The organism is Streptomyces sp. SudanB52_2052, from assembly GCF_964272415.1.
Taxonomy (GTDB): Bacteria; Actinomycetota; Actinomycetes; order Streptomycetales; family Streptomycetaceae; genus Streptomyces; species Streptomyces olindensis.
This window is the reverse complement of the sequence record NZ_OZ186796.1, coordinates 5,752,234-5,778,459: the sequence shown is the minus strand read 5'-3', so window position 1 is coordinate 5,778,459 and position 26,226 is coordinate 5,752,234. Positions and strand designations below refer to the sequence as shown.

General features: G+C 70.1%; 23 protein-coding genes, 1 tRNA gene and 1 pseudogene. 14 read left to right on the top strand and 11 right to left on the bottom strand.

All coding sequences use genetic code 11. The features are described 5' to 3' along the window. Positions 1-139: 139 nt before the first annotated feature. Entirely contained in the window at positions 140-1,744 is a 1,605-nt protein-coding gene (locus ACSUPV_RS25860) for a beta-N-acetylhexosaminidase (RefSeq protein WP_436948643.1), read from the bottom strand. An 80-nt stretch (positions 1,745-1,824) separates the two neighbouring features. On the opposite strand from ACSUPV_RS25860, the gene ACSUPV_RS25855 reads away from it, so the two are divergent. The 3 genes from ACSUPV_RS25855 (at position 1,825) to glmS (ending at position 5,130) form a co-directional block, all read left to right on the top strand. Further along, entirely contained in the window at positions 1,825-2,706 is an 882-nt protein-coding gene (locus ACSUPV_RS25855) for a DUF4429 domain-containing protein (RefSeq protein ID WP_031114243.1), read from the top strand. Positions 2,707-3,042: 336 nt separating this feature from the next. Then, positions 3,043-3,300, top strand: coding sequence for a hypothetical protein (locus ACSUPV_RS25850; RefSeq protein WP_031114246.1), 258 nt, complete (start codon positions 3,043-3,045; stop codon positions 3,298-3,300). Positions 3,301-3,312: 12 nt separating this feature from the next. Beyond that, entirely contained in the window at positions 3,313-5,130 is a 1,818-nt protein-coding gene (gene glmS, locus ACSUPV_RS25845; RefSeq protein ID WP_031114247.1) for a glutamine--fructose-6-phosphate transaminase (isomerizing), read from the top strand. A gap of 171 nt (positions 5,131-5,301) precedes the next feature. Here glmS and ACSUPV_RS25840 read toward each other — a convergent pair whose 3' ends face one another. Both ACSUPV_RS25840 and ACSUPV_RS25835 read right to left on the bottom strand, forming a co-directional pair. Beyond that, positions 5,302-5,862 (bottom strand): GPR1/FUN34/YaaH family transporter, encoded by a 561-nt coding sequence (locus ACSUPV_RS25840; RefSeq protein ID WP_037769917.1) that lies wholly within the window; start codon positions 5,860-5,862, stop codon positions 5,302-5,304. A gap of 152 nt (positions 5,863-6,014) precedes the next feature. Further along, positions 6,015-6,542 (bottom strand): universal stress protein, encoded by a 528-nt coding sequence (locus tag ACSUPV_RS25835; protein ID WP_031114250.1) that lies wholly within the window; start codon positions 6,540-6,542, stop codon positions 6,015-6,017. A 332-nt stretch (positions 6,543-6,874) separates the two neighbouring features. On the opposite strand from ACSUPV_RS25835, the gene ACSUPV_RS25830 reads away from it, so the two are divergent. From ACSUPV_RS25830 to ACSUPV_RS25815, 4 genes are all read left to right on the top strand, one after another. Further along, positions 6,875-7,207 carry a hypothetical protein gene (locus tag ACSUPV_RS25830; RefSeq protein WP_031114251.1) on the top strand — a complete coding sequence of 111 codons (333 nt, stop codon included), beginning with the start codon at positions 6,875-6,877 and terminating at the stop codon, positions 7,205-7,207. 377 nt (positions 7,208-7,584) lie between these two features. Continuing rightward, positions 7,585-8,832, top strand: a complete 1,248-nt coding sequence (locus ACSUPV_RS25825) for a helix-turn-helix domain-containing protein (protein WP_031114253.1) — start codon at positions 7,585-7,587, stop codon at positions 8,830-8,832. A 173-nt stretch (positions 8,833-9,005) separates the two neighbouring features. Then, entirely contained in the window at positions 9,006-9,608 is a 603-nt protein-coding gene (gene orn, locus ACSUPV_RS25820) for an oligoribonuclease (RefSeq protein ID WP_031114254.1), read from the top strand. Between the two features lie 115 nt (positions 9,609-9,723). After that, positions 9,724-9,796: transfer RNA gene (locus ACSUPV_RS25815), tRNA-His, on the top strand. Between the two features lie 138 nt (positions 9,797-9,934). Here the strand turns inward: ACSUPV_RS25815 and ACSUPV_RS25810 are convergent. After that, positions 9,935-10,900, bottom strand: a complete 966-nt coding sequence (locus ACSUPV_RS25810; protein ID WP_436948642.1) for a helix-turn-helix transcriptional regulator — start codon at positions 10,898-10,900, stop codon at positions 9,935-9,937. 92 nt (positions 10,901-10,992) lie between these two features. Here ACSUPV_RS25810 and ACSUPV_RS25805 point away from each other — a divergent pair, with 92 nt between their 5' ends. From ACSUPV_RS25805 to ACSUPV_RS25795, 3 genes and pseudogenes are all read left to right on the top strand, one after another. Beyond that, positions 10,993-11,358 carry a VOC family protein gene (locus ACSUPV_RS25805; RefSeq protein ID WP_436948641.1) on the top strand — a complete coding sequence of 122 codons (366 nt, stop codon included), beginning with the start codon at positions 10,993-10,995 and terminating at the stop codon, positions 11,356-11,358. A gap of 55 nt (positions 11,359-11,413) precedes the next feature. Continuing rightward, positions 11,414-12,286: pseudogene (locus ACSUPV_RS25800) on the top strand (MFS transporter); the annotation flags it as partial. A gap of 39 nt (positions 12,287-12,325) precedes the next feature. Further along, the gene (locus ACSUPV_RS25795) at positions 12,326-12,856 is read left to right on the top strand and encodes an NUDIX hydrolase (RefSeq protein WP_382609895.1); all 531 of its coding nucleotides are present in this window, start codon (positions 12,326-12,328) and stop codon (positions 12,854-12,856) included. Positions 12,857-12,949: 93 nt separating this feature from the next. Here ACSUPV_RS25795 and ACSUPV_RS25790 read toward each other — a convergent pair whose 3' ends face one another. Beyond that, positions 12,950-14,005 carry a LacI family DNA-binding transcriptional regulator gene (locus ACSUPV_RS25790; RefSeq protein WP_031114271.1) on the bottom strand — a complete coding sequence of 352 codons (1,056 nt, stop codon included), beginning with the start codon at positions 14,003-14,005 and terminating at the stop codon, positions 12,950-12,952. Positions 14,006-14,414: 409 nt separating this feature from the next. Between ACSUPV_RS25790 and ACSUPV_RS25785 the strand changes: the two genes are divergently transcribed. From ACSUPV_RS25785 to ACSUPV_RS25770, 4 genes are all read left to right on the top strand, one after another. After that, positions 14,415-15,740, top strand: coding sequence for an ABC transporter substrate-binding protein (locus ACSUPV_RS25785; protein ID WP_031114272.1), 1,326 nt, complete (start codon positions 14,415-14,417; stop codon positions 15,738-15,740). 5 nt (positions 15,741-15,745) lie between these two features. Further along, entirely contained in the window at positions 15,746-16,756 is a 1,011-nt protein-coding gene (locus ACSUPV_RS25780; RefSeq protein WP_436948640.1) for a carbohydrate ABC transporter permease, read from the top strand. A 12-nt stretch (positions 16,757-16,768) separates the two neighbouring features. Next, positions 16,769-17,689, top strand: coding sequence for a carbohydrate ABC transporter permease (locus tag ACSUPV_RS25775; RefSeq protein WP_031114275.1), 921 nt, complete (start codon positions 16,769-16,771; stop codon positions 17,687-17,689). Positions 17,690-17,827: 138 nt separating this feature from the next. Continuing rightward, positions 17,828-19,264 carry a GH1 family beta-glucosidase gene (locus tag ACSUPV_RS25770; RefSeq protein ID WP_031114276.1) on the top strand — a complete coding sequence of 479 codons (1,437 nt, stop codon included), beginning with the start codon at positions 17,828-17,830 and terminating at the stop codon, positions 19,262-19,264. A 58-nt stretch (positions 19,265-19,322) separates the two neighbouring features. On the opposite strand, the gene ACSUPV_RS25765 is transcribed toward ACSUPV_RS25770, so the two are convergent. The 6 genes from ACSUPV_RS25765 to ACSUPV_RS25740 form a co-directional block, all read right to left on the bottom strand. Further along, complete coding sequence (locus ACSUPV_RS25765; protein WP_436948639.1) at positions 19,323-20,630, bottom strand: glycoside hydrolase family 36 protein; 1,308 nt, start codon at positions 20,628-20,630, stop codon at positions 19,323-19,325. Between the two features lie 26 nt (positions 20,631-20,656). After that, complete coding sequence (locus ACSUPV_RS25760; RefSeq protein ID WP_031114279.1) at positions 20,657-21,544, bottom strand: carbohydrate ABC transporter permease; 888 nt, start codon at positions 21,542-21,544, stop codon at positions 20,657-20,659. After that, positions 21,541-22,524 (bottom strand): carbohydrate ABC transporter permease, encoded by a 984-nt coding sequence (locus ACSUPV_RS25755; protein WP_031114281.1) that lies wholly within the window; start codon positions 22,522-22,524, stop codon positions 21,541-21,543. Before ACSUPV_RS25755 ends, ACSUPV_RS25760 begins: the two co-directional genes overlap by 4 nt. A 33-nt stretch (positions 22,525-22,557) precedes the next feature. Then, positions 22,558-23,871 carry an ABC transporter substrate-binding protein gene (locus ACSUPV_RS25750; protein WP_359790050.1) on the bottom strand — a complete coding sequence of 438 codons (1,314 nt, stop codon included), beginning with the start codon at positions 23,869-23,871 and terminating at the stop codon, positions 22,558-22,560. 201 nt (positions 23,872-24,072) lie between these two features. After that, positions 24,073-25,461 (bottom strand): sensor histidine kinase, encoded by a 1,389-nt coding sequence (locus tag ACSUPV_RS25745; RefSeq protein ID WP_436948638.1) that lies wholly within the window; start codon positions 25,459-25,461, stop codon positions 24,073-24,075. Then, complete coding sequence (locus ACSUPV_RS25740) at positions 25,458-26,162, bottom strand: response regulator transcription factor (protein WP_031114284.1); 705 nt, start codon at positions 26,160-26,162, stop codon at positions 25,458-25,460. The genes ACSUPV_RS25745 and ACSUPV_RS25740 overlap by 4 nt, the downstream gene beginning before the upstream one ends. Positions 26,163-26,226 lie beyond the last annotated feature (64 nt).

Below are 26,226 nucleotides of genomic sequence, written 5' to 3'. Positions count from 1 at the left end.
AGACGGGCCCCCGGTGTACGGTCCACCGGGGGCCCGTCCTTTTCAGGCAGAGGGGAACTCTCAGGGGCGCGGGGAACTGCGCAGTCTTTTCAGGGGCGTGGGGAACTGCGCGACCAGCCCCCACGCACCCGCAGCCGCATCACTGCCCAGCGACCCCCCACGGCACCTGCGGCGACCGATACCACTCAACACCCAGGGCATCCCACCGCTCATCCTGCGCAGCAAGCCGCACCTTGTACCGCTCCCAGTCCCGCGAACCCGCCGCCGACCACCCCAACTCGGCCACCCCCGGCAACCGCGGAAACGCCATGTACTCGATGTGCTCGGAGTTCTCCAGGGTCTCCGACCACATCGGCGCCTCCACACCCCGCACGGCCCCCGCGGGCAGCCCCGGCAGATACGCCCCCGGGTCCCAGTCGTAGGACCGCCGTACCTCGACGTACCCCGCCCAGGACAACCCCAGCGGTGTCTGCTCCGTGTACTTCATGTCGAGATACACCCGGTCCGCCGGAGACAGGATCACCCCCGTCCCGCCCTGCGCGGCCTTCACGACCCGCGCCTTCTCCTCCGCGCTCGTCCGGTCCAGCCCCCAGTACTGCGCGAGCGCGCCCTTCGCCGGGGTCGCCCCGGTCAGCTGGTGCCAGCCGACGACCGTCTTGCCGTACTTGGCGACGACCGGCTGCACCCGGTCCATGAACTTCACGTAGTCCTCGTGGCTGGTGGAGTGCGCCTCGTCGCCCCCGATGTGCAGGTACCTGCCCGGGGTGAGCGCGGCCAGTTCCCGGACCACGTCGTCGACGAAGTCGTACGTGATCTCCTTGCCGACGCACAGCGAGCTGAAGCCGACCTCGGTGCCGGTGTACAGCGGCGGTGCCACGCCGTCGCAGTTCAGCTCGGCGTAGGAGGCGAGGGCCGCGTTGGTGTGGCCGGGCATGTCGATCTCGGGCACCACCTCCAGGTAGCGCGAGGCGGCGTACCGCACGATCTCCTTGTAGTCGGCCTTGGTGTAGAAGCCGCCGGGCCCGCCGCCGACCTCCGTCGAACCGCCGTAGGTCGCCAGCCGCGGCCAGGAGTCGATGGCGATGCGCCAGCCCTGGTCGTCGCTGAGGTGCAGATGCAGTTTGTTGATCTTGTAGAGGGCGAGCTGGTCGATGTAGCGCTTGACCTGGTCGACGGTGAAGAAGTGCCGGGAGACGTCGAGCATGGCGCCGCGCCAGCCGTAGCGGGGACTGTCCTCGACGGTGCCGCCGGCGACCGGCCACGGGCCGGGCTGGACCGTGTCCTTCTCGACGGCCGCGGGGAGGAGCTGGCGCAGGGTCTGCACGCCGTGGAAGAGACCGGCGGGCGTCCCGGCGCTGATCGTGAGGGCCCGGGGCGTGCTGCTCAGGCGGTAGCCCTCGGCGCCGAAGTCACCGTCGGCGAGGCGCAGTCGGATGCCGCCCTGGCCGTACGTCGTGATCGGGAGGCGGTAGCCGGTGGAGGGCCGCAGGAGGTCCGCGAGGTACTCGGCGACGCGCCGCGCCTCCCGGGAGCCGTCGACGCGGATGTGCGTACCGCGCGTGATGCGGTACGGGGCGCCGCCGGGGGCGACCGAGGCGGGGGCCGGTATGACCCGGTCGAGGGGTGTGGGTGCCGCCGCCTGCGCCGGGGAGGCCTTGGTGACGCAGACGCCCACCGCGACCAGCAGCAGGGATCCGAGAAGGCGAAGCGTTCTGCTGTGCTGTCTTACGGAACCGTCTCTCACAAAACCGTCCCTTCCGTGAGCCGTGGAGCTCCAAGAGGTCTGGACCACTATCCCGGGAGACTGATGGAACAATCCACCCCATGGCGGAAATCATCCAGAAGGACGGCTCGTGGATCTTCGACGGCGACGCCCTGCGGCTGACCCCCGGGCGGGACAAGAACGTCAGCCTGCTGCGCAGAGAGCTGGGTGAACTGGTCGTCCCGCTGGGGGCGTTGGCGGGGGTCTCGTTCGAGCAGGGCAAGAAGAGCGGCAGGCTGCGGCTGCGCCTGCGGGACGGCGCCGATCCCCTGCTGCACGCGACCGGCGGGCGGCTCACCGAGCCCCACGACCCGTACCAGCTGATCGTCGAGTCCGACCGATACGGGGTCGCCGAGTACTTCACGGACGAAGTCCGCAACGCGCTGCTGCTCGACCAGGTGCCGACGGACCCGGTGACCGAGTACCTGCTGCCGGGACCGTCCGTGCCGCTCTCGGTCTCCGCCGGCGACGGCACCGCGAGCTTCGACGGCGAGCGCATACGCCTGGAGTGGAACTGGAAGACGGAGGACGCCAAGGCCGCCGCCGGCCCCCGCACGCTCGCGCTCGGCGACATCACGGGCGTGGAGTGGCACCCGGCGGCCGGCCTGGAGAACGGCCACCTCCGCTTCGTCGTGCGCAACGCCCCCACCAAGACCCCGCCCAAGTACGACCCCAACGCCGTGGAGCTGTGGGGCTTCAAGAAGGACCCGCTGATGGCACTGGTCGCGGCGGCGGTCCAGGCCAGGCTTCCGCACCCGGCCCAGGCCGCCGCCGAGGTGCGGGAGGCGCGACCGGAACTGCCTTCCCCTCCGGTCGCGCCCGCCGAGGACGACCACGACGCCCTGCTGCGCCGCCTGCGCGAGCTCGGTGAACTGCACCGCACGGGCGTGCTGACGGACGACGAGTTCACGGCGGCCAAACAGGCGGTCCTCAAGCGGATGTGACGGCCCGAGGCTGAGGCAACGGCCCGGGGGCGTTACCGGCCGCGCGAGTCGAAGCCGGTGTCGGAGGTCTTGACCTGGCCGGCCGGGTCGCCGTAGGCGATGTCACCGGCATGCAGGTGGAAGACGGGGTTCTGGCCGAGCTTGACGGCGACGTAACGGCACCGTCTCTGATCATGGTGCGCCGGGAGAACCGGGTGCGCCCCTACCAGGAATGTCCATCGCGTCCAAAAAATCGACGCCTCGGGCAACGGGATGTCGGTCGGCTTTCCACAGACTCCTGCCCGAAACCGGGCAGAATTCTTGCGAAAGCGCCGCCGGTGCCCCAGGATCTAGCGAGTGCACGACGAACTCGTAGATCATCTGACGCGGTCCACGCCCCTCAGTAGAGGCGAGGCGCTGCGCGTGATCCAGGACGTGCTCGCCTACTTCGACGAGACGACCGAGGAGTACGTCCGTCGCCGCCACCGCGAGCTCCAGGCCCAGGGCCTGGTGAACGCGGCGATCTTCGAGCGGATCGAGGCGGACCTCAAGTATCGCGCGGTGGCACCGCCGGAACTCTCACTCCGGCAGCTGCGGCGCATCGTCTACGGCTAGGAATACGTATACATGTGCGGAATCGTCGGTTACATCGGGAAGCGTGACGTCGCCCCCCTGCTCCTGGAGGGCCTGCAGCGCCTGGAGTACCGCGGGTACGACTCCGCGGGCATCGTCGTCACGTCCCCGAAGACCTCCGGCCTGAAGATGGTCAAGGCCAAGGGCCGCGTCCGCGACCTGGAGGCCAAGGTCCCGGCCCGCTTCAAGGGCACCACCGGCATCGCCCACACCCGCTGGGCCACCCACGGCGCCCCCTCCGACGTGAACGCCCACCCGCACCTGGACGCCGAGGGCAAGGTCGCCGTCGTCCACAACGGCATCATCGACAACGCCTCCGACCTGCGCCGCAAGCTGGAGGCGGACGGCGTCGAGTTCCTCTCCGAGACGGACACCGAGGTCCTCACCCACCTCATCGCCCGCTCCCAGGCCACCAAGCTGGAGGACAAGGTCCGCGAGACCCTCCGGCTCATCGAGGGCACGTACGGCATCGCCGTCATGCACGCCGACTTCCCCGACCGGATCGTGGTCGCCCGCAACGGCTCCCCGGTCGTCCTCGGCATCGGCGAGAAGGAGATGTTCGTCGCTTCGGACATCGCCGCGCTGGTCACCCACACCCGCCAGATCGTCACGCTGGACGACGGCGAGATGGCCACCCTCAAGGCCGACGACTTCCGCACCTACACCACGGAGGGCACCCGCACCACGGCCGAGCCCACCACGGTCGAGTGGGAGGCCGCCTCCTACGACATGGGCGGCCACGACACCTACATGCACAAGGAGATCCACGAGCAGGCCGACGCCGTGGACCGCGTGCTGCGCGGCCGCATCGACGACCGCTTCTCCACCGTGCACCTCGGCGGCCTGAACCTGGACGCCCGCGAGGCCCGGCGGATCCGCCGCGTGAAGATCCTCGGCTGCGGCACCTCGTACCACGCGGGCATGATCGGCGCCCAGATGATCGAGGAGCTGGCCCGCATCCCCGCCGACGCCGAGCCGGCCTCGGAGTTCCGCTACCGCAACGCGGTCGTCGACCCCGACACCCTCTACGTCGCCGTCTCCCAGTCCGGTGAGACCTACGACGTCCTCGCCGCCGTGCAGGAGCTGAAGCGCAAGGGCGCCCGCGTCCTGGGCGTGGTGAACGTGGTCGGCTCGGCGATCGCCCGCGAGGCCGACGGCGGCATCTATGTGCACGCCGGGCCGGAGGTCTGCGTGGTCTCCACCAAGTGCTTCACCAACACCACGGTCGCCTTCGCCCTGCTCGCCCTGCACCTCGGCCGCACCCGCGACCTGTCGGTCCGCGACGGCAAGCGCATCATCGAGGGCCTGCGCAAGCTCCCCGCGCAGATCGCCGAGATCATGGAGCACGAGGAGGACGTCAAGAAGCTGGCCCTGCAGTTCGCCGAGGCCCGCTCGATGCTCTTCATCGGCCGCGTCCGGGGCTACCCGGTGGCCCGCGAGGCCTCCCTGAAGCTCAAGGAGGTCTCCTACATCCACGCCGAGGCCTACCCGGCCTCCGAGCTCAAGCACGGCCCCCTGGCCCTCATCGAGCCGGCCCTCCCCACGGTCGCGATCGTCCCCGACGACGACCTCCTGGAGAAGAACCGCGCTGCCATGGAGGAGATCAAGGCCCGCAGCGGCAGGATCCTCGCGGTGGCCCACCAGCACCAGGAGAAGGCCGACGACACGATCGTCGTCCCGAAGAACGAGGACGAACTCGACCCGATCCTGATGGGCATCCCGCTCCAGCTCCTCGCCTACCACACGGCGTTGGCGCTCGGCCGCGACATCGACAAGCCGAGGAACCTGGCCAAGTCGGTGACGGTGGAGTAAGGCCTGACCACCGAAGCGACGCTTGAGGAACCCCCGCGGCGAGCAACCACGTCCGCGAGAGCGGCGCCGGTTCAGGCGCAAAAAGAGGACGGACCCCCACGTGCTGCCACCAAGCACAGGGGGTCCGTTTCTACGCCGGGGCCGCCCAATACCCCGGCGTCGGCTGCCATTTCAGCCGGTGGCCGTCACCCCCCGGCCGGCAGCACGCCTCGGAAGAACGGTCGGCCAGTGCGCCAGCGCCGCCGTCGCGGCGTACCACGCCACCGCACCCCCGGCGACGGCGAACCAGCCACCCACCTTGGTGAGCCCGTCGTTGCCGGCGAACTCGGCGATCGCCATGAGCAGCAGGGCGACGAAGAACAGCCCGTACATCACCTGACCGAGCTGGTCCCCACCGGCCAGCGTGAGCGACAGCGCCACGAGGGCGAACAACAGCAGGAACAGCCCTGCCTCGTTGCCGCCCGCGCCCTCGGTCACGGCCCAGGTGAACCACAGCGCGCCGAGCACGGAGAACGCCGTACCGCCGGCGAAGTCACCCTCCCGCAGGGCCACCAGCCCGGCGACGAAGAGCGCGATGCCGCCCACGTACTGGGCGATGGACACGGCGTCAGCGGCTGTCACGCCGTCGATCACAGCGGTATGCCCCAGGCCGAAGGCCAACAGGGTGAGGGCGAGGGCGAGTCGACCGACCACGGTCGTGATTCCGCTTCCCGCGGAGACGTCTTTGTCCACGGCGGGCTCCCTTCGTGCATGTGCAGTTGTGCGGTGTCCCGTATATGCCCTTCACAAGGGCACAAACACCTCTACGCGCGAGTAGATTCACGCGTACACGAAAGAAGAGGAAGGAAGTTGACTGCCCCTCAGGGACTGGCTGTCAGGACCCGTCAGGGAATGACGACCACGGGCCGCTGCGCCCGCTTGGCGAGCCGCCCGGCGACGGAGCCGAAGATCCGGCCCACGATGCCGTGCGTCGACCCGACGACGATCGCGTCGGCCTCGTACTCCCGGCCGACCTCTTCGAGTTCGTGGCAGATGTCGCCACCGCGCTCGACCAGGATCCAGGGCACCTCGGCGAGGTAGTCCGCACAGGCCAGCTCCAGACCGAGCACCTCGGTGCGGTGGTCCGGCACGTCCACGAACACGGGCGGCTCGCAGCCGGCCCACACCGTGGTCGGCAGCCGGTTGGCCACGTGGACGATGATCAGGCCCGACCCGGAGCGATGGGCCATGCCGATCGCGTACGCCAGGGCGCGCTCGCTGGACGTGGAGCCGTCGAAGCCGACGACGACCCCGTGCTTGAAGGCGGGGTCGCAGGAATGGCGTGGCTCTTCCGCCGCCAGGGGCTCGGCCGCCGTGGGATCGGCGACGGGCCGCTTGCGGTCCGCGGGTTCGAAGAATTCGTGACCGGCCATGGCTGTCTCGGCGTTGTGATCCTTTATGGGTGGGCCCGCGAGCGGGGCTCGCTGACGAGTGCAGCAGTGAGCGGCAGAGCTGTGTCCGGGAATGGTCTTCCCAACCCCATACCCCCAAGGGTACGGCGGCACGCCTCCTTAGCCCAGATCCCGCCCGCCGTGCGTGCGGGTTCCAGGGAGCATGCACGAGGCGACGCCCGTAACGCAATGGTTGCTGCGCTGTACAGGCGGTTTGCACAGGATTCACTTACCCGTGGGGGTGATCCGGTCGGCCAGTGACCGACGTCCCGGCCACGCGTTGAACCCCGTGAGTCACGCCACAGGGAGCACGCATGTCCGGACCTCGCCCCGCCCCGGAGGCGGACCGCGCGACCCCGCCGCCGCGGGACACCGCGACGGACGTGGTCCGCTGGGCGGCCTTCAGCTGCCTGCTCGTCCCGGTCGTGCTCCTCGGCTACGGCACCTCCCTCGCCGGCGCCGCGGGCACGGCCCTCGGGCTCGCCGCCGTCACGGCCGCCTGCCGGGTCCTGCTGCGCCAGTCCGAGCGCGGCGCGGTCCGCCTCGCGGCCGAGGACCGGGCGCCCCACCGGGGCAGGCACCACCGCACCGGAACGGGGTCGCACCGTGGCGGACGACACACCGGCGGAGATACACCGGTCGGCTGACCGGTTTCCGCGCACACGCACGCTGCTTTTCAGCCAACTTCTCGCACCTGTGCATCACCCTGCGGAACCACCCCCCAACCCCCGTTCGACCTGCACGGAAAGGGCCTCAGGGGGTCTGCGCACCCTACGTGGATTGGCCACTGCGACAAGGCGCACTTCCCTGCACGCCCCACGAGTGCAACGCTTCGTGATCGAATGCTTCACGCCAAGTTGCCAAGTCGACAATGTGCCGAGTGCCGAACCGGCCACTTCGGCGTGACGCGACACAGTAGATTCGATCTTGACTGTCTACGGCGGGGGACTCGTGCAGGACCGAGGGGAAACGTGCAGGAGCGACACAACCGAGGAGCCGCGACCACCGAGGGGGGCTTAGCAGTATGAGCCACGACTCCACTGCCGCGCCGGAAGCCGCGGCCCGGAAGCTTTCCGGGCGACGCCGCAAGGAGATCGTCGCGGTGCTGCTGTTCAGCGGCGGCCCCATCTTCGAGAGTTCCATACCGTTGTCGGTGTTCGGGATCGACCGCCAGGACGCCGGCGTACCGCGCTACCGACTGCTGGTGTGCGGCGGTGAGGACGGCCCACTGCGGACCACAGGGGGCCTGGAACTCAGCGCACCGCATGGCCTGGAAGCGATCTCGCGCGCGGGCACGGTCGTCGTACCGGCCTGGCGTTCGATCACTTCTCCGCCACCGGACGAGGCGCTCGACGCGCTGCGCCGCGCCCACGAGGAGGGCGCCCGCATCGTCGGGCTGTGCACCGGCGCCTTCGTCCTCGCGGCGGCGGGCCTGCTGGACGGCCGCCCCGCGACGACACACTGGATGTACGCGCCGACACTGGCCAAGCGCTATCCGTCGGTGCACGTCGATCCACGGGAACTCTTCGTGGACGACGGCGACGTGCTCACATCGGCGGGCACGGCGGCCGGAATCGATCTCTGTCTCCACATCGTGCGGACGGACCACGGCAACGAGGCGGCCGGAGCCCTGGCCCGCCGCCTGGTGGTCCCGCCGCGCCGGTCCGGCGGGCAGGAGCGCTACCTCGACAGGTCTTTACCCGAGGAGATCGGCGCCGACCCGCTCGCCGAGGTCGTCGCCTGGGCGCTGGAGCACCTCCACGAACAGTTCGACGTGGAGACGCTGGCGGCACGCGCGTACATGAGCCGGCGTACGTTCGACCGCCGCTTCCGCTCGCTGACCGGGAGCGCTCCGCTGCAGTGGCTGATCACGCAGCGGGTGCTCCAGGCGCAGCGCCTGCTGGAGACATCGGACTATTCGGTGGACGAGGTGGCGGGCCGCTGCGGCTTCCGCTCACCGGTGGCTCTGCGCGGCCACTTCCGCCGTCAGCTCGGCTCGTCCCCGGCCGCGTACCGGGCGGCGTACCGCGCCCGGCGCCCGCAGGGCGAGCGGCCGCAGGACACCGACGGTGGCCAGGGCGGCCCCGGCTCCGGCGGCGCGTCGGGCCACCTGGGTCACAGCGGCCACCCGGGGCATCCCGGCCAGGCGCCGGCCCCGCTGCACCCTGAGCACCCCGTCCCGCTCCAGTCCCGCCGTGCGGCGGCGGCGAGCGCGGCCGGGCCGTCCCCGGCCCTGTCGGCGAGCCTGCCGGGACAGCGCAGCGGAACATGACGTGACCTCGAACCGCCGGGCGGACCGACCTGACCACTCGGTCCGCCCGGCGTTCGGGCACGACACCAGCGGCCGACAGCGGCGCTCGGCCGCCTCTGGCCCGTCCGGCGAGGGCGAACAACCGCATCCGCACACACGGCCGACCCGCGGAGCGACGCCGTAAGGTTAGACACATGAACGATCGCATGGTGTGGATCGACTGCGAGATGACCGGCCTCTCGCTGTCGGACGACGCGCTCATCGAGGTGGCCGCCCTCGTCACCGACTCCGAGCTGAACGTGCTCGGCGACGGCGTGGACATCGTCATCCGGCCGCCGGAGCGGGCGCTGGAGACGATGCCGGAGGTGGTGCGTCAGATGCACACCGCGTCCGGACTCCTCGCCGAACTGGAGAACGGCACGACGCTGAAGGACGCCGAGGAGCAGGTCCTGACGTACGTGAGGGAGTTCGTCAAGGAGCCGGGCAAGGCCCCGCTGTGCGGCAACTCCGTCGGCACGGACCGCGGCTTCCTGCTGCGTGACATGCCGACCCTGGAGGACTACCTCCACTACCGGATCGTCGACGTGTCGTCGATCAAGGAGCTGGCCCGCCGCTGGTACCCCCGGGCCTACTTCAACAGCCCGCAGAAGAACGGCAACCACCGCGCGCTCGCCGACATCCGCGAATCCATCGCCGAGCTGCGCTACTACCGCGAGGCCCTCTTCGTCCCGCAGCCCGGGCCCGACTCGGACACCGCGAAGGCGATCGCCGCGAAGCACGTCCTGCCTGCCGAGTAGGCGGGACGGGGGCCCGTCGAGGGGCGCCGCGAAAGCCGTGCGCGAGCACCCCTTCGGACCCTGTACACTTTTTCTCGGCCGGTCGGGGACATCACTGATCTCCAAGCCGGTCATGGTGGGTGTAGCTCAGCTGGTAGAGCACCTGGTTGTGGTCCAGGATGCCGCGGGTTCGAGTCCCGTCACTCACCCTGAATGATCAAGGGCTGGCCTGGTAACACAGGTCAGCCCTTCGTCATGCCCGAGGTCATGGGAACACGACGGGAACCACCTGCCCCGCTGTCCGGACAGCGGAAAACGATCATTCGAATCGCTCGAAGCCGCACGGGTCAGGACGTTGGTGACGGCGCATAGTGGTGGGCAAGATGAGTGGCGAGGTCGCGGAGGTGAGCCCTGGCTTCGGTGGGGCCGTGCACAGTGATGGCGCTCCCGAACGGCAGTAGTGCTCGCACGTCCTCCAAGTGCAGGAAGCGGATTGTTACCTTGCGGCCGGTGGCGGATTCTTCATGGTCGTCCGGGACGAGTCGTAGGCCGAAGATCCGTTGCGCTCGCTCGATCTGGGTCTGGTCGATGGTGGCGCTGACCTCTATCGCGTGGTCGTGTTCCCACTGATCAATGAGCGCTGCGGCGACGGTGGCCAGGGTCTGGCCCTCGCGGATCCGTCGTGGCTGGTCGACTTCTTTCCACGTCGTGATCCGTTCGAGTCGGTACATCCGTGGCACTCGGCCACAGTCGGCGACGAGGTACCAGACGCCGGCCTTGGCGAACAGCCCGTAGGGATCCACCACCAGGTCGCGTGGGCATGACTCACGTGGGCTGTCGTACTCGATCCGTAGCCGGCGACCTCGCCGCACTGGGCCGATCAGTGAAGCCGGAGTCGTGCTGGGAGCTTGTGCCTGACGCCAGGGACGGCTGTCCACGTGCACGACGTCGGTGAGCGGCAGGAGTTCATCAACTCGACGTGGCTGTACGGCGGCGATCTTGGAGAGCGCGCGCCGGCTTTCGACCGACGTGTTGAGCTCCGCACGTTGTTTCTCGTCCAGCCCGGTGAGCGACAGATGTTCACGCTCGCCCGGTGTGAGTCGCGTGAGGTCGAGTCCGGAGCCGGGCAGCATGGTCACGCCTCCGAGGCGGCCCCGGTGTGCGGTCACCGGCAGACCGGCGTCGCGGAGCCAGTTCAGATCCCGGGTGATGGTTCGCAGGGACACCCCGAGCGCTGAGGCGAGTTCCTGTGTGGTCGCGGCATCCCTCGATGTGAGGAGCAGCATCAGGGTGAAGAAGCGGTCTGGGGTCACCGACCAATTTTTTCAGGAATTGCGACACGATGCGGCGCATATCCCGGTCAGGCTGGTGGATGCGTACCTGCCACCTGCGAGAAGGAACAACCATGCTCACATCCGTCGTGTCCATCGTCTACGTGAACGACGCTCCCGCCGCAGCTCGTTTCTATGGTGACCTCCTCGGCATGAGCCCTTCGTTCGAGACTCCGGGATACATCACCTTCGACCTCGGGCCAGGCGCTGACCTCGGTCTGTGGTCTGGCCAGTTCGAGAATCTGTCACCGGACGTTCCGCGCACCAGTGAGGTCTGCCTGGCCATCGACGGTGGACCCGACGAGCTCAAGGCGACCTTTGAGCAGTGGAAGTCCAAGGGGGTTACGATCCTGCGCGAGCCTCATGATGCGGGGTTCGGGCTGACCTTCCTCGCAGCCGATCCTGACGGGAACCGTATCCGCGTCGCACCGCAGGACTGAAAGGCAGCAATGCGGCAGGCTCACGCGAGCGACAGGTGACGCGCCTGCCGTCGGCGCCACCGGGCTCGGCCGGCTGTACGCCGGGCGGCTGCTGTCGGGGCTGTCCGCCGGACAGTTCACCGGCGCGGCCACGGCGTACGTGAGGGAGCTCGCGCCGGGCGGCGGCGTCTCCCGGGCCACGTTCGTGGCGACGGCCGCCACCATGGGCGGACTGGGTTGCGGTCCCCCGCTCTCCGGCGTCCTCGCGCAGTACGGCCCTGGCCGCTCACCTCCCCTTCGTCACCCACCTCCTCCTCGTCGCCGCCTCGGCAGCCGTGCTGCTGCGGCTCGCGGAGACCGTGCCGGAGCGGCGGCCGCTGCGCACCGTACGGCCGCAGCGGCCCGCCCTGCCCCCGCGGGTGCGGGCCGTGTTCGGCCCCGCGACCTCCGCCTCATTCGTCGGGTTCACCCTGTTCGGGGTGTTCACCTCGGTCAGCCCGGAATTCCTCGCGGAGTCCCTGGGCGTGGACGACCACGCCGTGAGCGGCTGGTCGTCGCGCTGGCGTTCTTCGCGTCGACCGCCGGGCAACTGGCCGTCGGCCGGGTCGGGGTGCGGCGGTCGCTCCCCCTCGGCTGCGCCGGGCTCCTCGCCGGACTCGCGCTGCTCGCGGGCCCGCTGCGATGGGAGCTGATGTCGCTGGTGGTCGCCAGCGCGCTCGTCGGCGGGTGCGGGCAGGGGCCGGCGTCCCCCGGGCACCGGCGCGCGGCGGTGATCTCGACCCTGTTCGTGGTGGCCTGCACGGGCATCTCCGTGCCGGCGATCGGCGTCGGCCTGCTGACCGAACCGATCGGCCTGGAAGGCGCCGGCCAGGTGTTCATCGCGTACATGGCCGCCCTGGTCACGACCGCGTTCGTCTGCCTCGTCCGGCGACCGGCACCGGCGAGAGCTGAGCGCGTCCGTTCGTACGCCCGTGGGATCGTGACGGTCATGGGTGAGCCGGTGGAGCGGGTCGACGAACAGGACCGGGTGATCGGGGTGGTCGACCGGGACGAAGCGATCCGCAACGGCTGGCTGCACAGGGTCGCGACAACCGTCTGCCGTGACGCCCGGGGGCGCGTGCTGGTGTACCGGAGGCCGGACCATGTGTCCCGGTTTCCAGGGCGGTACGACTGGCTGTTCGGCGGCGGCGTCGGAGTCGGCGAGTCGTACGAGGAGGCGGCGGCGCGGGAACTGGCCGAGGAGCTGGGCGTGCGGGTGCCGGTGCGGCGCGTCCTGACGTTCCTGTGCCGCGGGGCGATCAGCCCCTACTGGCTCGGGGTGCACGAGGCCGTCGTCACCGGGCCTCTGACCCCCGACCCCTCCGAGATCGCCTGGCACGGCTGGCTCGACGAGCGGGAGTTTCGCGAGGCCGTCCACACCTGGGAGTTCGTGCCCGACGGCCTGGATGCCCTGCGCCGCCACCCGGCCCTCAGCGCACCGGGCACCGCCGCGCCGCCGCCACCTCACCCACCCGTGTGAACCGTTCGCCCGGGTCGGGGCGCGTGGCCCCTTCCACGACCGCCACCTCCATGAGGGACGGGCCCGGGCGGTACCCGTCCAGAGGCCGGCCCATCACGAGGACGACCGGGACACCAGCTCCGTCGCCAGGACCATCTGCCGGCGCTCCAGCCCGCGGGACGCGAGGGGGCGGCGGTCGGCGACCTCCGTGAGGAGGAGGTCGATCATCCGGCGGCCCATCTCCTCTATGGGCTGGCGCACGCTGGTGAGGGGCGGCTCCATGTGGCGGGCGATGGCCGAGTCGTCGTAGCCGACGAGCGCCACGTCGTCGGGGATGCGGCGCCCCGCCTCGCGCAGCGCCTGGCGGGCACCGGCCGCGGTGACGTCGGAGGCGGCGAAGACCGCGTCCAGGCCCGGGTCGCGCTCCAGCAGCGCCGCCATGGCGCGGTGGCCGCCCTCCTCCGTGAAGTCGCCCGGCTCGATCAGCGCCTCGTCCGCCCCGAGGCCCGCGTCGATCAGGGCCTCGCGGTAGCCGTCGATGCGGCGCTGGGCGCCGTACACGTCGAGGCGGCCGGTGATGTGGGCTATCCGGCGGCGGCCCCGGGACAGCAGGTGTTCCACGGCCTGCCGGGCACCGCCGTAGTTGTCCGAGTCGACCGACGGCAGCGTCTCCGCCGACGATCGCGGACCACTGATCACCGCCGGGATCTCCAGCTGGGCGAGGAGGTCCGGCAGCGGGTCGTCGGCGTGCACCGACACCAGCAGGACGCCGTCCACCCGGTGCGCCGCCAGGTACTGGGCGAGGCGGCGGCGTTCACGGTCGCTGCCCGCGAAGATCAGCAGCAGCTGCATCTCCGTGTCCCCCAGCGCGGCCCCGACACCCTTCAGCATGTCCGAGAAGTACGGTTCCGCGAAGAACCGGGTCTCCGGCTCGGGCACGACCAGCGCGATCGCGTCCGTGCGGTTGGCGGCGAGGGCGCGGGCCGCGGTGTTCGGCACGTAGCCGAGCTCGGCGACCGCCGCCTCGACGGCCGCGCGGGTCGCGTCACTGACCCGGGGCGAACCGTTGATCACCCGGGAGACCGTGCCGCGGCCGACACCGGCGCGCGCCGCCACCTCTTCGAGGGTGGGCCGGCCACCGCTTCGGCCCCGCGCTCCGTGGCTTGCCATGGGCTCCGCCTTCCCCTCCACACCCGCACTCTGCGACTGGCCTGGAATTTAACAGGCCCGTCAGCTGTAGTGACCGCTCCCGGCGGCTCGCCGTCCTCGGCGTTCCGCTTCGGCCCGACGAGCCGGTCCGGCCGCCGCCGGCTGGCCGGATACCGACGACCGGGGTCGCAACGGGGTCCGACCCGGGTCCAGTTAACGTCCCGATAACTGAACGCATATCTCGCTGCCCGGTCCCTTGACACCCCCGCCGCTACCGGGGACTCTTCAACACATCACTGGTGGGAGCGCTCCCACACTACCTGACACATACACAACCCGCACGTTCCCCGCCCGAGCCGCAGCGAGCAAAAACGGGTCCAACCATGCAGTTGGCCGGGGGGTCGGCACGTCAGGGCAACAGGAGGACGACATGCGAGCACGCATCCGAACCGCCCGCAAGGCGATGGTCCTCGCGGCCGCCGCGTCGCTGGGCGCCGGGCTGCTGGCCGGCTGTGCCGACGACGGCAAGAGCAACGGCTCGGGCTCCTCGGACGGCGACAGCGGCGGCAAGACGACGATCTCGGTGGGGCTCTTCGGCACCATGGGCTTCAAGGAAGCCGGTCTCTACGCCGAGTACGAGAAGCTCAACCCGAAGATCAAGATCGCCGAGAACGTCGTCGAGCGGAACGAGAACTACTACCCGGCGCTGCTGAACCACCTGACCACCAACAGCGGTCTGCTGGACGTCCAGGCCGTCGAAGTCGCCAACATCGCCGAGGTCACGGCCACCCAGGCCGACAAGCTCGAGGACATGTCGAAGGCTCCGGGCGTGGACAAGAGCAAGTGGCTGCCCTGGAAGTGGCAGCAGGCCACCACCAAGGACGGCAGGACCATCGGCCTCGGCACCGACGTCGGCCCCATGGCGATCTGTTACCGAACGGACCTCTTCAAGCAGGCCGGCCTGCCCACCGACCCCGCCGAGGTGGGCAAGCTGTGGGCCGGCGACTGGGCCAAGCTCGTCGACGTCGGTGAGCGCTACAAGGCGAAGGCTCCCAAGGGCACCTTCTTCATGGACTCCCCCGGCGGTCTGATCCAGGCGATCATCGGCAGCGAGAAGGAGAAGTTCTACGACGCCTCAGGGAAGGTCATCTACAAGACCAACCCGGCCGTCAAGGCCGCCTTCGACCTGACCTCCGAGGCCGCCGAGAAGGGCCTCGTCCAGTCGCAGACGCAGTTCCAGCCGGGCTGGAACTCCACGATCGCCAACAACAAGTTCGCCACCATCGCCTGCCCGCCGTGGATGCTGGGCACGATCAAGGGCAACTCCAAGCCGGACGCGGCCGGCAAGTGGGCCGTGGCCGAGGCGCCCAAGGGCGGCAACTGGGGCGGCACCTTCCTCACCGTGCCGAAGAGCGGCAAGAACGTGAAGGAAGCCCAGAAGTTCGTGACCTGGCTGACCGCGCCGGAGCAGCAGGCGAAGCTGTTCAAGGTGCAGGCCAGCTTCCCGAGCGCCCCGTCCACCTACACCATGCCCGAAGTGACCGGCGCGACGAACGAGATGACCGGTGACCAGAAGATCGGCCCGATCTTCGCGGAGGCCGCCAAGGCCGCCCCGGTCCAGGTGATCGGCCCGAAGGATCAGATCATCATGCAGGGCCTGACGGACAACGGCGTGATCCTGGTGACGAAGGGCAAGTCGGCCAAGGAGGCCTGGGACTCGGCGATCAAGACCATCGACAACAAGCTGGACCAGTGACCCGTATGGCCACCCGTCACGACACCGCCGCGCCCCCCGCGAAGGGGGGCGCGGCCCCGGGCCGCCCGCCCGGGGACGCCGACGCCGAGAAGGCGCGGCGGCGCCGGGACCGGCTGTCCCGGCGCTGGCAGCGGGACATCCGCTGGAGCCCGTACGCCTTCGTCTCGCCGTTCTTCCTGCTGTTCCTCGCGTTCGGCCTGTTCCCGCTGATCTACACGGGATGGGCCTCGCTGCATCAGGTGGAGCTGACCGCGCCGACCGACATGAACTGGGTCGGGCTGCGCAACTACACCCGGATCTTCGACGACGACTTCTTCTGGAACGCGGCGAAGAACACCCTGACCATCGGCATCATCTCCACCGTCCCGCAGCTGCTGATGGCGATGGGCATCGCCCACATCCTCAACTACAAGCTGCGGGCCTCGACGTTCTTCCGGGTCGCGATGCTCGCGCCGTACGCGACGTCGATCGCCGCGGCCTCGCTGGTGTTCGTGCTGCTCTTCGGCCGTGACTACGGCATGATCAACTGGGCGCTCGACATGGTCGGCATCAACCCGGTCGACTGGCAGAACGACAAGTGGCCCTCGCAGATCGCCGTCTCGACGATCATCATCTGGCGCTGGACCGGCTACAACGCGCTGATCTACCTCGCCGCGATGCAGGCGATCCCGCAGGACCTGTACGAGTCGGCGGCCCTGGACGGGGCCAACCGCTGGCAGCAGTTCATCCACGTGACGCTGCCGGCGCTGCGCCCGACGATCCTGTTCACCTGTGTCGTGTCGACGATCGGCGCCAGCCAGGTCTTCGGCGAGCCGCTGCTGTTCGACGCCAACAAGGGCACGTCCGGCGGCGCGGAGCACCAGTTCCAGACGCTCGGCCTGTACCTGTACGAGCAGGGCTGGGTCGCCCAGCACCTGGGCCGGGCCTCGGCGATCGCCTGGACGATGTTCCTCATGCTGATCGTCATCGGCATCGTCAACTACGTCATCTCGCGCCGGCTGCGCGCCAGTAGTTAAGGAGTTCCGGCCGTGACGACGACTGTGACGCCCCCCGACGCGCCGCCGCCCGGCGCGGCGCCCGCGAACAAGTCCAAACGCCCCCGTCTGCCGAAGTCCGCCCGGGCGGGCGGGCAGCTGCACGGCGGTCCGATCGCGTACGCGATCCTGATCGTGTTCACCATCGTCTCGCTGTTCCCGCTGGTGTGGACGGCGATCGCCGCCTCGCGTGACAACCAGCGCCTCGCGCAGACACCGCCGCCGTTCTGGTTCGGCTCGGGGCTGTTCGACAAGCTGGAGATCGCCTGGAAGGACGCCAACCTCGGCGAGGCGTTCCTCAACACCACGATCGTGGCGGGGGTTTCCTCGCTGACCATCGTCTTCCTGTCGACGATCGCCGGTTTCGCCTTCGCCAAGCTGCGGTTCCGGGGCCGCGGCGCGCTGATGCTGATCGTGATCGGCACGATGATGGTGCCGCCCCAGCTGAGCGTGATCCCGCTGTACATGATGGTCGCGAAGCTGGACTGGACCGACCAGTTGCAGGCGGTGATCTTCCCGTCGCTGGTGAGCGCGTTCGGTGTGTTCTTCATGCGGCAGTACCTGATCCAGGCACTGCCGGACGAGATCATCGAAGCGGCCCGGGTGGACGGCGCGAGCAGCTGGCGCGTGGTGTGGCACGTGGTGTTCCCGGCCGCGCGGCCCGCGATGGCCGTGCTCGGGATGCTGACGTTCGTGCAGACCTGGAACGACTTCATGTGGCCGTTCCTGGTGCTGACCCAGATGGGCAATCCGACCGTGCAGGTCGCGATCGCGGGCCTCGGCCGCGGCTACACGCCCGACCAGTCCCTGATCATGGCGGGCGCGCTGCTGGGCACGCTGCCGCTGCTGTTGGTCTTCGCGATCTTCGGCAAGCAGATCGTGGGCGGCATCATGCAGGGCGCCGTCAAGGGCTGACGCCCTCGCCCGCTCGTCCAGGGGGCCGGGTCAGCGCCGCCCCGGCCCCTGCTCCTCCCCCTCCTCCCCCTCTCCCCTCCCCCCTCTCTCCTCCCCCTCCACCTGTCGGTCTCCACGACCCCCAATGGGAGCGCTTCCATGCCTGACTCCGAGAACCCGGCCACCCCGGTGACCTTCCCCCCCGCCTTCCTCTGGGGCGCGGCGACCTCCGCGTACCAGATCGAGGGTGCGGTGCGGGAGGACGGCCGTACGCCGTCGATCTGGGACACCTTCAGCCATACGCCGGGCAAGACGGCCGGCGGCGACCACGGTGACATCGCTGTCGACCACTACCACCGCTACCGCGACGACGTGGCGCTGATGGCGGAGCTGGGCCTGGGCGCCTACCGCTTCTCCGTCTCGTGGTCGCGGGTGCAGCCGACCGGGCGGGGCCCGGCCGTCCAGAAGGGCCTGGACTTCTACCGCCGGCTCGTGGACGAGCTGCTGTCCAAGGGCGTCAAGCCGGCCGTCACCCTCTACCACTGGGACCTGCCGCAGGAGCTGGAGGACGCGGGCGGCTGGCCCGAGCGCGACACGGCGTACCGCTTCGCGGAGTACGCGCAGATCGTCGGCGAGGCGCTGGGCGACCGCGTGGAGCAGTGGATGACGCTCAACGAGCCGTGGTGCAGCGCGTTCCTGGGCTACGCCTCGGGAGTGCACGCCCCGGGGCGTACGGATCCGGCGGCCTCGCTGCGGGCCGCGCACCACCTGAACCTGGCGCACGGGCTGGGCGCGTCCGCGCTGCGGTCGGTGATGCCGGCCCGCAATACGGTCGCGGTCAGCCTCAACTCCGCGGTGGTCCGGCCGCTTTCGCAGGACCCGGCGGACCTGGCGGCGGCCCGGAAGATCGACGACCTGGCCAGCGGGGTCTTCCACGGGCCGATGCTGCACGGCGCCTACCCGGAGTCGCTGTACGTGGCGACGGCGAGCCTCACGGACTGGGACCACGTCCTGGACGGCGACCTGGCGCTCATCAACCAGCCGCTGGACGCGCTGGGCCTCAACTACTACACACCCACGCTGGTCTCGGCGGCCGACCCGAAGGCGAAGGGGCCGCGCGCCGACGGCCACGGATCGAGCGACCACTCGCCGTGGCCGGCCGCCGACGACGTGGCCTTCCACCAGACGCCGGGCGACCGCACCGAGATGGACTGGACGATCGACCCGACCGGCCTGCACGAGCTGATCATGCGCTACACCCGGGAGGCGCCGGGCCTGCCGCTGTACATCACCGAGAACGGCGCGGCCTACGACGACAAGATCGACTCCGACGGCCGGGTGCACGACCCGGAGCGCGTCGCCTACCTCCACGGCCACCTGTCGGCGGTCCGCCGCGCGATCACCGACGGCGCGGACGTCCGCGGCTACTTCCTGTGGTCGCTGCTGGACAACTTCGAGTGGGCGTACGGCTACGGCAAGCGCTTCGGCGCGGTGTACGTGGACTACGCGACGCTGGAGCGCACGCCGAAGACCAGCGCCCGCTGGTACGGGCGGGCGGCCCGCACGGGGACGCTGCCCGAGGTCTCGGCGGTCTGACCACCGGGAGAGGGGGGACGGGGCGCGGCACGATTAGGGGAGTGCCGCGCCCCGCTGGTCACGCCTTCGTGAGGAGGCGGCGCGTGGTCTCCACGCCCCACGGGTCCAGGGAGAGCAGGCGGTCGCTGGAGGCCATCAGTCCGCCGGTGGACTCCACGTGGGCCGCCCACCGTTCGCGGGTCTCGACGGCCGGGCGGGCCATCAGGCAGTCGGGATCGTTGGTCCAGAGGCGACCGTGCTGCCACTGGCGGGCGGCGCCGGTGAACTCGGCCGGGTCCTGGCCCGGTTGGGAGTAGTCGTCGGCCTCGGGGCGGCGGTGCGGGGCCGTGTCCGGGCTGACGCGCATCGCGTCGAACAGGCCGATGGAGGGCAGGAGGGGCGCCCCGCAACCCAGGAGGTACGAGTCGGCGCCGATCGCCTCGCGGATCAGGCGGATGCCGGAGCGGTAGGCCGTGAGCGCGTCGGTGTCGGCGTGGCGTACGCCGTCCAGGGCGCCGGCGTAGAGGAAGTCGACCTTGAAGTAGTCGTAGCCCTCGGCGCGCAGGGTGGTGAAGACCTCGGTCAGGTACGCGGCGGCGCCGGGGTGGGTGGTGTCCAGGACGCGCAGGTCGTGGCCCCAGTTGCGGCCGGCGTGCGCGAAGCCGCCGGCGGTGTCGCGGACCAGCCAGTCGGGGTGCTCGGCGGCCAGGTCGCTCGCCGGGTCGACGAGGAACGGGGCCGTCCAGATGCCGGCGCGGCGGCCGCGGGAGCGGATCTTCTCGGCGATTCCGGCGCGGGAGCGGAAGCGGCCGGAGAGGATGAGCCAGTCGCCGAGGGCCCGCTGGTAGCCGTCGTCGATCTGGACGACGTCGACGGGCAGGTCGAGGGTGTCCATCGCGCGGAGGTTCTCGTGGATGTCGTCCTCGGTGACGGCCGTGAAGTACTCGTACCAGGAGCACCAGACGGTCGGTGCCGGGCGCGGCGCGTCGAGTCCGAGGCCTCGGGCCCACTCGCCCAGCACCGACTGGATGTCCGGGCCCGTCCACTCCTTCACCGGGCCGTCCGCGCCGATCTCCGCCACCCCGTCCCGCACGGCGAGCCGGATCGACGGCACCTCGCGCGTCGGCTCGGCCGCCGCCCACAGCCGGACCGGTGAGCCGTCGCCGGGGTCGAGCGCGAGCAGGCCCTCGCCCTGGAAGGTGCCGGCGGGGACGGTGACGCCCGGGCGGTAGCAGACGGTCGCCCAGTTGGCGTTCGTCGGGCGGTACGGCGTCGCGCCGAGGGCGTAGGCGCCGCTGGGGCTCCAGGACTGCCAGCCCTCCTCGTGGACCCTGGCCTTGCGGGGGTCCACCGGCACGGCGGCGACGGGGGTGAAGGGGTGGTGCACGGTGGTCTCTTTCGGATGCGGGCGGGTCAGCCCTTGTTGGCGCCCAGGGTCAGGCCGCTGACGAACTGCCGCTGGAGCACGAAGTACACGATCAGGGTGGGGATCGCGGTGAGCAGGGCGCCGGCGGCGACGAGGTTGGGGTCGGTGAAGTACTGCCCGGAGAGGTTGTTCAGCGCCGAGGTGATCGGCATGTTCTCGCCGGTGGAGATCAGCACGATGGCCCAGAAGAAGTCGTTGTAGATCCAGATGGAGAGCAGGGTGGCCAGGGCGGCCATCGCGGGCTTGCACAGCGGCAGCACGATCTGCCAGTACAGCCGCCACACCGAGGCGCCGTCGACCAGGGCGGCCTCGGTCAGCTCGTGCGGCAGCGAGCGCATGTAGTTGCTGAGCACGAACGCGCAGAAGCCCGACTGGAACGCCACGTGGATCAGCACCAGGCCGAGCGCGGAGTCGTAGAGCTTGCCGCTCATGGTGATGCCGGGCAGGTCGATCAGCAGGTACAGCCGGTACAGCGGCGTGATGATCACCTGCTGCGGGAGCAGGTTGCCGGCCGTGAAGACCAGCAGCAGCGCCAGGTTGAGACGGAAGTCGAAACGGCTGACGTAGAAGGCGACCATCGACGACAGCAGCAGCGTCAGCAGCACCGCCGGCACGGCGATGAGCAGCGTGTTGCCGAAGTAGTGCAGCATGTCCGACTGCGTGAAGGCGTTGGTGAAGTTGTCGAGGCTGAGCTTGTCGGGCCAGGAGACATAGCCCTTCTCGCTGGTCTCCCCGTACGGGCGCATCGCCGCGAGCAGCGCCCACAGCAGCGGCGCGAGCCAGGCCAGGGCCGTGACGACGAGGAAGGTGTGCAGCAGGATCCGGGCGGGGCGGATCGGGGTGCGCTGCTTGACCGGTGCGCTCACGGTGCTCACGCTTGCCGCTCCTTCCGGAAGGTCGCGATCAGGTACGGGATGATCACGGCGAGGGAGATCACCAGCAGGACGACCGCGATCGCGGAGCCGTATCCGATGCGGCTGGACTCGCCGATGATGTTGTTGGTCACCAGGATCGACAGCAGTTCGGTGCCCTGGGCGCCCTTGTTGAAGACGAAGACCAGGTCGAAGGCGCGCAGCGCCTCGATGATCGTGACGACCAGGACGACGGTGTTGGTCGGGCGCAGGGTGGGGAAGATGACGTTCTTGAACGTCTGCCACTCGTTGGCGCCGTCCAGGGCGGAGGCCTCGCGCAGGGCGGGGTCGACGCTCTTCAGGCCGGCCAGGTAGAGGATCATCATGTAGCCGGTGTGGCGCCAGGAGGCGGCGACGAGGATCGCCCAGAGGTTGAGGTCCGGGTCGCCGATCCAGTCGATGTAGTGGCCGGGCTTGTTGGCGCCGATGAGGCTGTTGATCAGGCCTGTGTCCGGGTTGTAGACCAGCTGCCAGACGAAGCCGATCACCGCCATCGAGACCACGACCGGCAGGAAGAACGCGGTCTGGTAGACGCGGCTGAAGCGGATCCGCTTGTCCAGCTGCACGGCGAGGAACAGGCCGAACGGCGTGGGCAGCAGGATGAGCACGACGAACCAGATCACGTTGTGCTCGACGGCGGGCCAGAACTGCGGGTTGTTGGTGAACAGTTCCCTGAAGTTCTGCAGGCCGACCCACTGGATGGAGTCGAAGCCGATGCCGTCCCAGGTGGTGAAGGCCAGGGCGATCGAGGCCAGGGCCGTGACCCAGACGAGGGCCACGTGCAGGATCGTCGGCAGCCCGGCCATCAGGCCGAGCGTGATGCGGTCACGGCGGGTGAGCAGCCGCTTGTGCCCGTGGGGCGCCTTGGCGGGTTCTGACGTGGGGGCGGGCCCCGGAACCGGCGTGGTGGCCGGCTCCGGAGCCTTCGCGGGGGTGGCGGTCATGTCGGATCCGAGTCGTCGATTCTCCGTTTCCGGTCAGGAGGAGGCGAAGATCGTCTTCTTCTGGCGCTCGATCGACGAGAGGATGCTGTCGATGTTCTTCGGGTTGCGGATGAAGTTCTGCAGCGCGGGCTGCATCACCGTGGAGGTGAAGTCCGGCCGGGAGTCACGGTCCATGAACTGCGTCAGGCTCTTCGCGCCGGAGATCATCTCGTAGGCCTTCTTCTGCAGCGCGCTGTAGGAGGAGGTGTCCGCCTTGGTGGAGGCCGCCACCACGTTCGGGTCCGACTTCAGGTAGATCTCCTCGGCCTCCGGCGTGCCCAGGTACTCCAGCAGCTCGACCGCGCCCGCCTTGTTCTTCGGGGCCTTGGAGAGCATGAACCCGTCGGTCGGCGCCTCGACGGTGTCCTGTCCGAAGGCGGGGTCGATCTCCGGGAAGGCGAAGAAGTCCAGATCCTCCAGATCGGCCTTGTCGGTGAACTGCTGGCCCACGAACGTGCCCAGCAGGTACATGCCCGCCTTCTTCGCCACCAGGGTCTGCGCCGCGTCCTGCCAGGTACGGCCCACCGCGCCCTCCTGGTGGAAGGGCAGGATCTCCGTCCAGTGGTCGAAGACCTTGCGCACCTTGGCGTCCGTCCAGGACGCCTTGCCCGCCATCAGCTCCACGTGGAAGTCGTAGCCGTTGGTGCGGAAGTTGATCTGGTCGAAGGTGCCCATCGCCGGCCAGGCGTCCTTGTCGCCGAAGGCGATCGGCACCAGCCCGTCCTTCTGCATCCGCTTGCACAGGGCGACGAAGTCGTCCCACGTGGTGGGCACCTCGTAGCCGTGCTGGGCGAAGACGCTCTTGCGGTAGAACACCGCCCACGGGTACGTGTACAGCGGCACGAAGTAGTACTTGCCGTCCTCGCCCTTGGAGAGCTTCTTCATCGCCTCGGGGAAGTTCCCGCCGATCTTCTGCCACACGTCGTCGATCGGGGTGGCGAGCTTCTTCGCCGCGAAGAACTGCATCCGGTAGCCCGCGAACCACGTGAACACGTCGTCCGGCGTGCCCTGCAGATACGAGTTGATCTGCTCCTGGAAGGTGTTGTGGTCCTTGGTGTTGACGTCGACCTTGATCCCGGACTTCTTCGTGAAGGCCGCGTAGATCTCCGCGAACGCCTTCTTCGGCACCGCGTCCGAGGAGTTGGAGCCCAGGCTGACCGTCTTCGGGTCGGCGGCGGAGCCGCTGCCGCCGCAGGCGGACAGCAGGGGTATGCCCGCACCGAGCAGGGCCGCACCGCCTATGCCGCGCAGCACCGTGCGGCGGCCGGGGGCGGGGAGGGAGGGTCCGGGGAGGGAGAGGTCGTGCATGAACGGCTCCTGAGGGCAGGGTTCGGTCATGAGGGTGTGGCGTGAAATCCAGTCGCAATCGACCAGAAATCAACTTGACCGAACACGGTGGCGCAATAACAGCCGTATGTCCGGTCATGCGTCAAGAGCCGTTCCGTGCATTTGTCGAAACGTGACCGACCCGTGCGCCCGACGAGTCAGGAGTGCCGTGCGCCCGACGAGTCAGGAGTGCTTGAAGGCGGCGGCCGGCCTGCCGGGCCGTCGGCGTCGCAGCTGCCGGTGTCCCCGGCTCGCGGGGGCACGGCCGTCCACCTGGATCCAGATCCGCACCTCGGTCCCGCCGAGCACCGAGGAGCCGATGCGCAGGTCCCCGCCGGTCGACTCCGCGAGCCGGCGCACGATGTCCAGGCCCAGCCCGGTCGAGCCGTCGCTCCCGGAGCCACGGCCCCGCGCCATCGCCGCCTTCGGGTCGGGTATGCCCGGGCCCGCGTCGGAGACGAGGACGATCACCGCGTCCTCGGCGTTGTGCACGTCGACCGCGAAGGCGGTGCCCTCCGGGGTGTGCCGGAAGACGTTGCCGAGCAGCGCGTCGAGCGCGGCCGCCAGGTCGGCGCGGGCCACGGGTATGCGCACCGGCCGGTCGGCCCCGGCCACCCGCCACGTACGGCCCTCGTCCTCCGCGAGCGCCGACCAGAAGGCCATCCGTTCCCGCACCACCTCGGCGGCGTCGCACCCGGCTCCCGGACCGGCCGCGGCCGTCTGCGGCTTGGCCTCCCGGGCCGTGCGGATGATCGTGTCGACCTCGCGCTCCAGCTGCTCGACCGCGCTCCGGGTCTGGTCGGCGGCCGGTCCCTCGCCGAGCGAGGCGGTGTTGAGCCGCAGCACGGTCAGGGGCGTGCGCAGCCGGTGGGAGAGGTCGGCCGCCAGCTCCCGCTCGTTCGCCAGGAGCTGGACGACCTGGTCGGCCATGGAGTTGAACGCGACGGCGGCCAGCCGCAGCTCGGTCGGGCCCTCCTCCGGCACCCGGGCGCCGAGCCTGCCCTCCCCCAGTTCACGCGCCCCGTCGACCAGGCGCTTGGCGGGCCGGACCATCCGCACGCCCAGCCGGTCGGCGACCGCGACCGACCCGAGGACGAGCGCGACACCGACTCCGGCGAGCACCGCCCAGGCCGTGCCCACGCCGTTGGTGACCTCGGCCTGCGGCACGTACACCTCGACGACCGCGATCTCGCCGGTGCTGAGCGCGACCGGCTGGAGCAGCGTCGAGCCGCCGGGGACGCCGGTGGTGGAGGCGCGGCCCAGCTTCCGGACGGCCGCGATCTCCTCGTCGGCGGCGCGCTGCCGCCCGAGTTCCAGGGCCTCCTGGCCGTCGCCCGCCGGTATGTGCACGGCCAGGCCGGCATCGGATCCGGCGGCGGCGACGACCCGCTCCAGCTGGTCGTGGTCGGTGGTGATGGACAGGGCGGGGGCGACGGCCGCGGCCTCCCGCTCGGCGTTGGAGAAGGCACGGTCCCGTGCCATCTCGCGGATGACGAGTCCGAGCGGCACCGCGAAGGCGAGCACGACCATGGTCGTCACCGCCAGCGCCACCTTGACCAGCGCCCACCTCATCGCGGCGCCTCCGCCCCCGGCGGTTCGAGCTTCACACCGACGCCCCTGAGGGTGTGCAGATAGCGCGGGCTGGCGGCCGTCTCCCCCAGTTTCCGCCGCAGCCAGGACAGATGGACGTCGATGGTCTGGTCGTCGCCGTACGACTGCTGCCAGACCTCGGCGAGCAGTTCCTTGCGGGGGACGACGACTCCGGGCCGGCGGGCCAGGAAGGCGAGCAGGTCGAACTCGCGGCGGGTGAGGTCGAGCCGGGCGCCGTCCAACTCGGCCTGGCGGCGCAGCGGGTCGACGGTCAGGCCGCCGACCCGGAGCACCGGGGAGGGCTGCCCTTCCCCGGAGCCGGAGCGGGCACGGCGCAGCACGGCCGCCATGCGGGCGGAGAGGTGCTCGACGGAGAAGGGCTTGGTCAAGTAGTCGTCCGCTCCGGCGTTGAGCAGCCGGACGATCTCCGCCTCGTCGTCCCGGGCGGTGGCGACGATCACCGGCACGTCCGTGATGCCGCGCAGCATCTTCAGGGCCTCGGACCCGTCGAGGTCGGGCAGTCCGAGGTCCAGGATCACCACGTCGAAGCGGACATGGGCGACCTCGCGCAGCGCCTCCAGTGCCGTACCGACGCTGCGCACCGCGTGCGAGGCGTCGGTCAGGTGCCGGATGAGCGCCGAGCGTACGAACTGGTCGTCCTCGACCACGAGCACACTTGCCATGCGCCGCACCGTACGCCATCTCGAACAGCCGGGTGCGGGCCTGTGGACAACTCCGCGGTTGTGG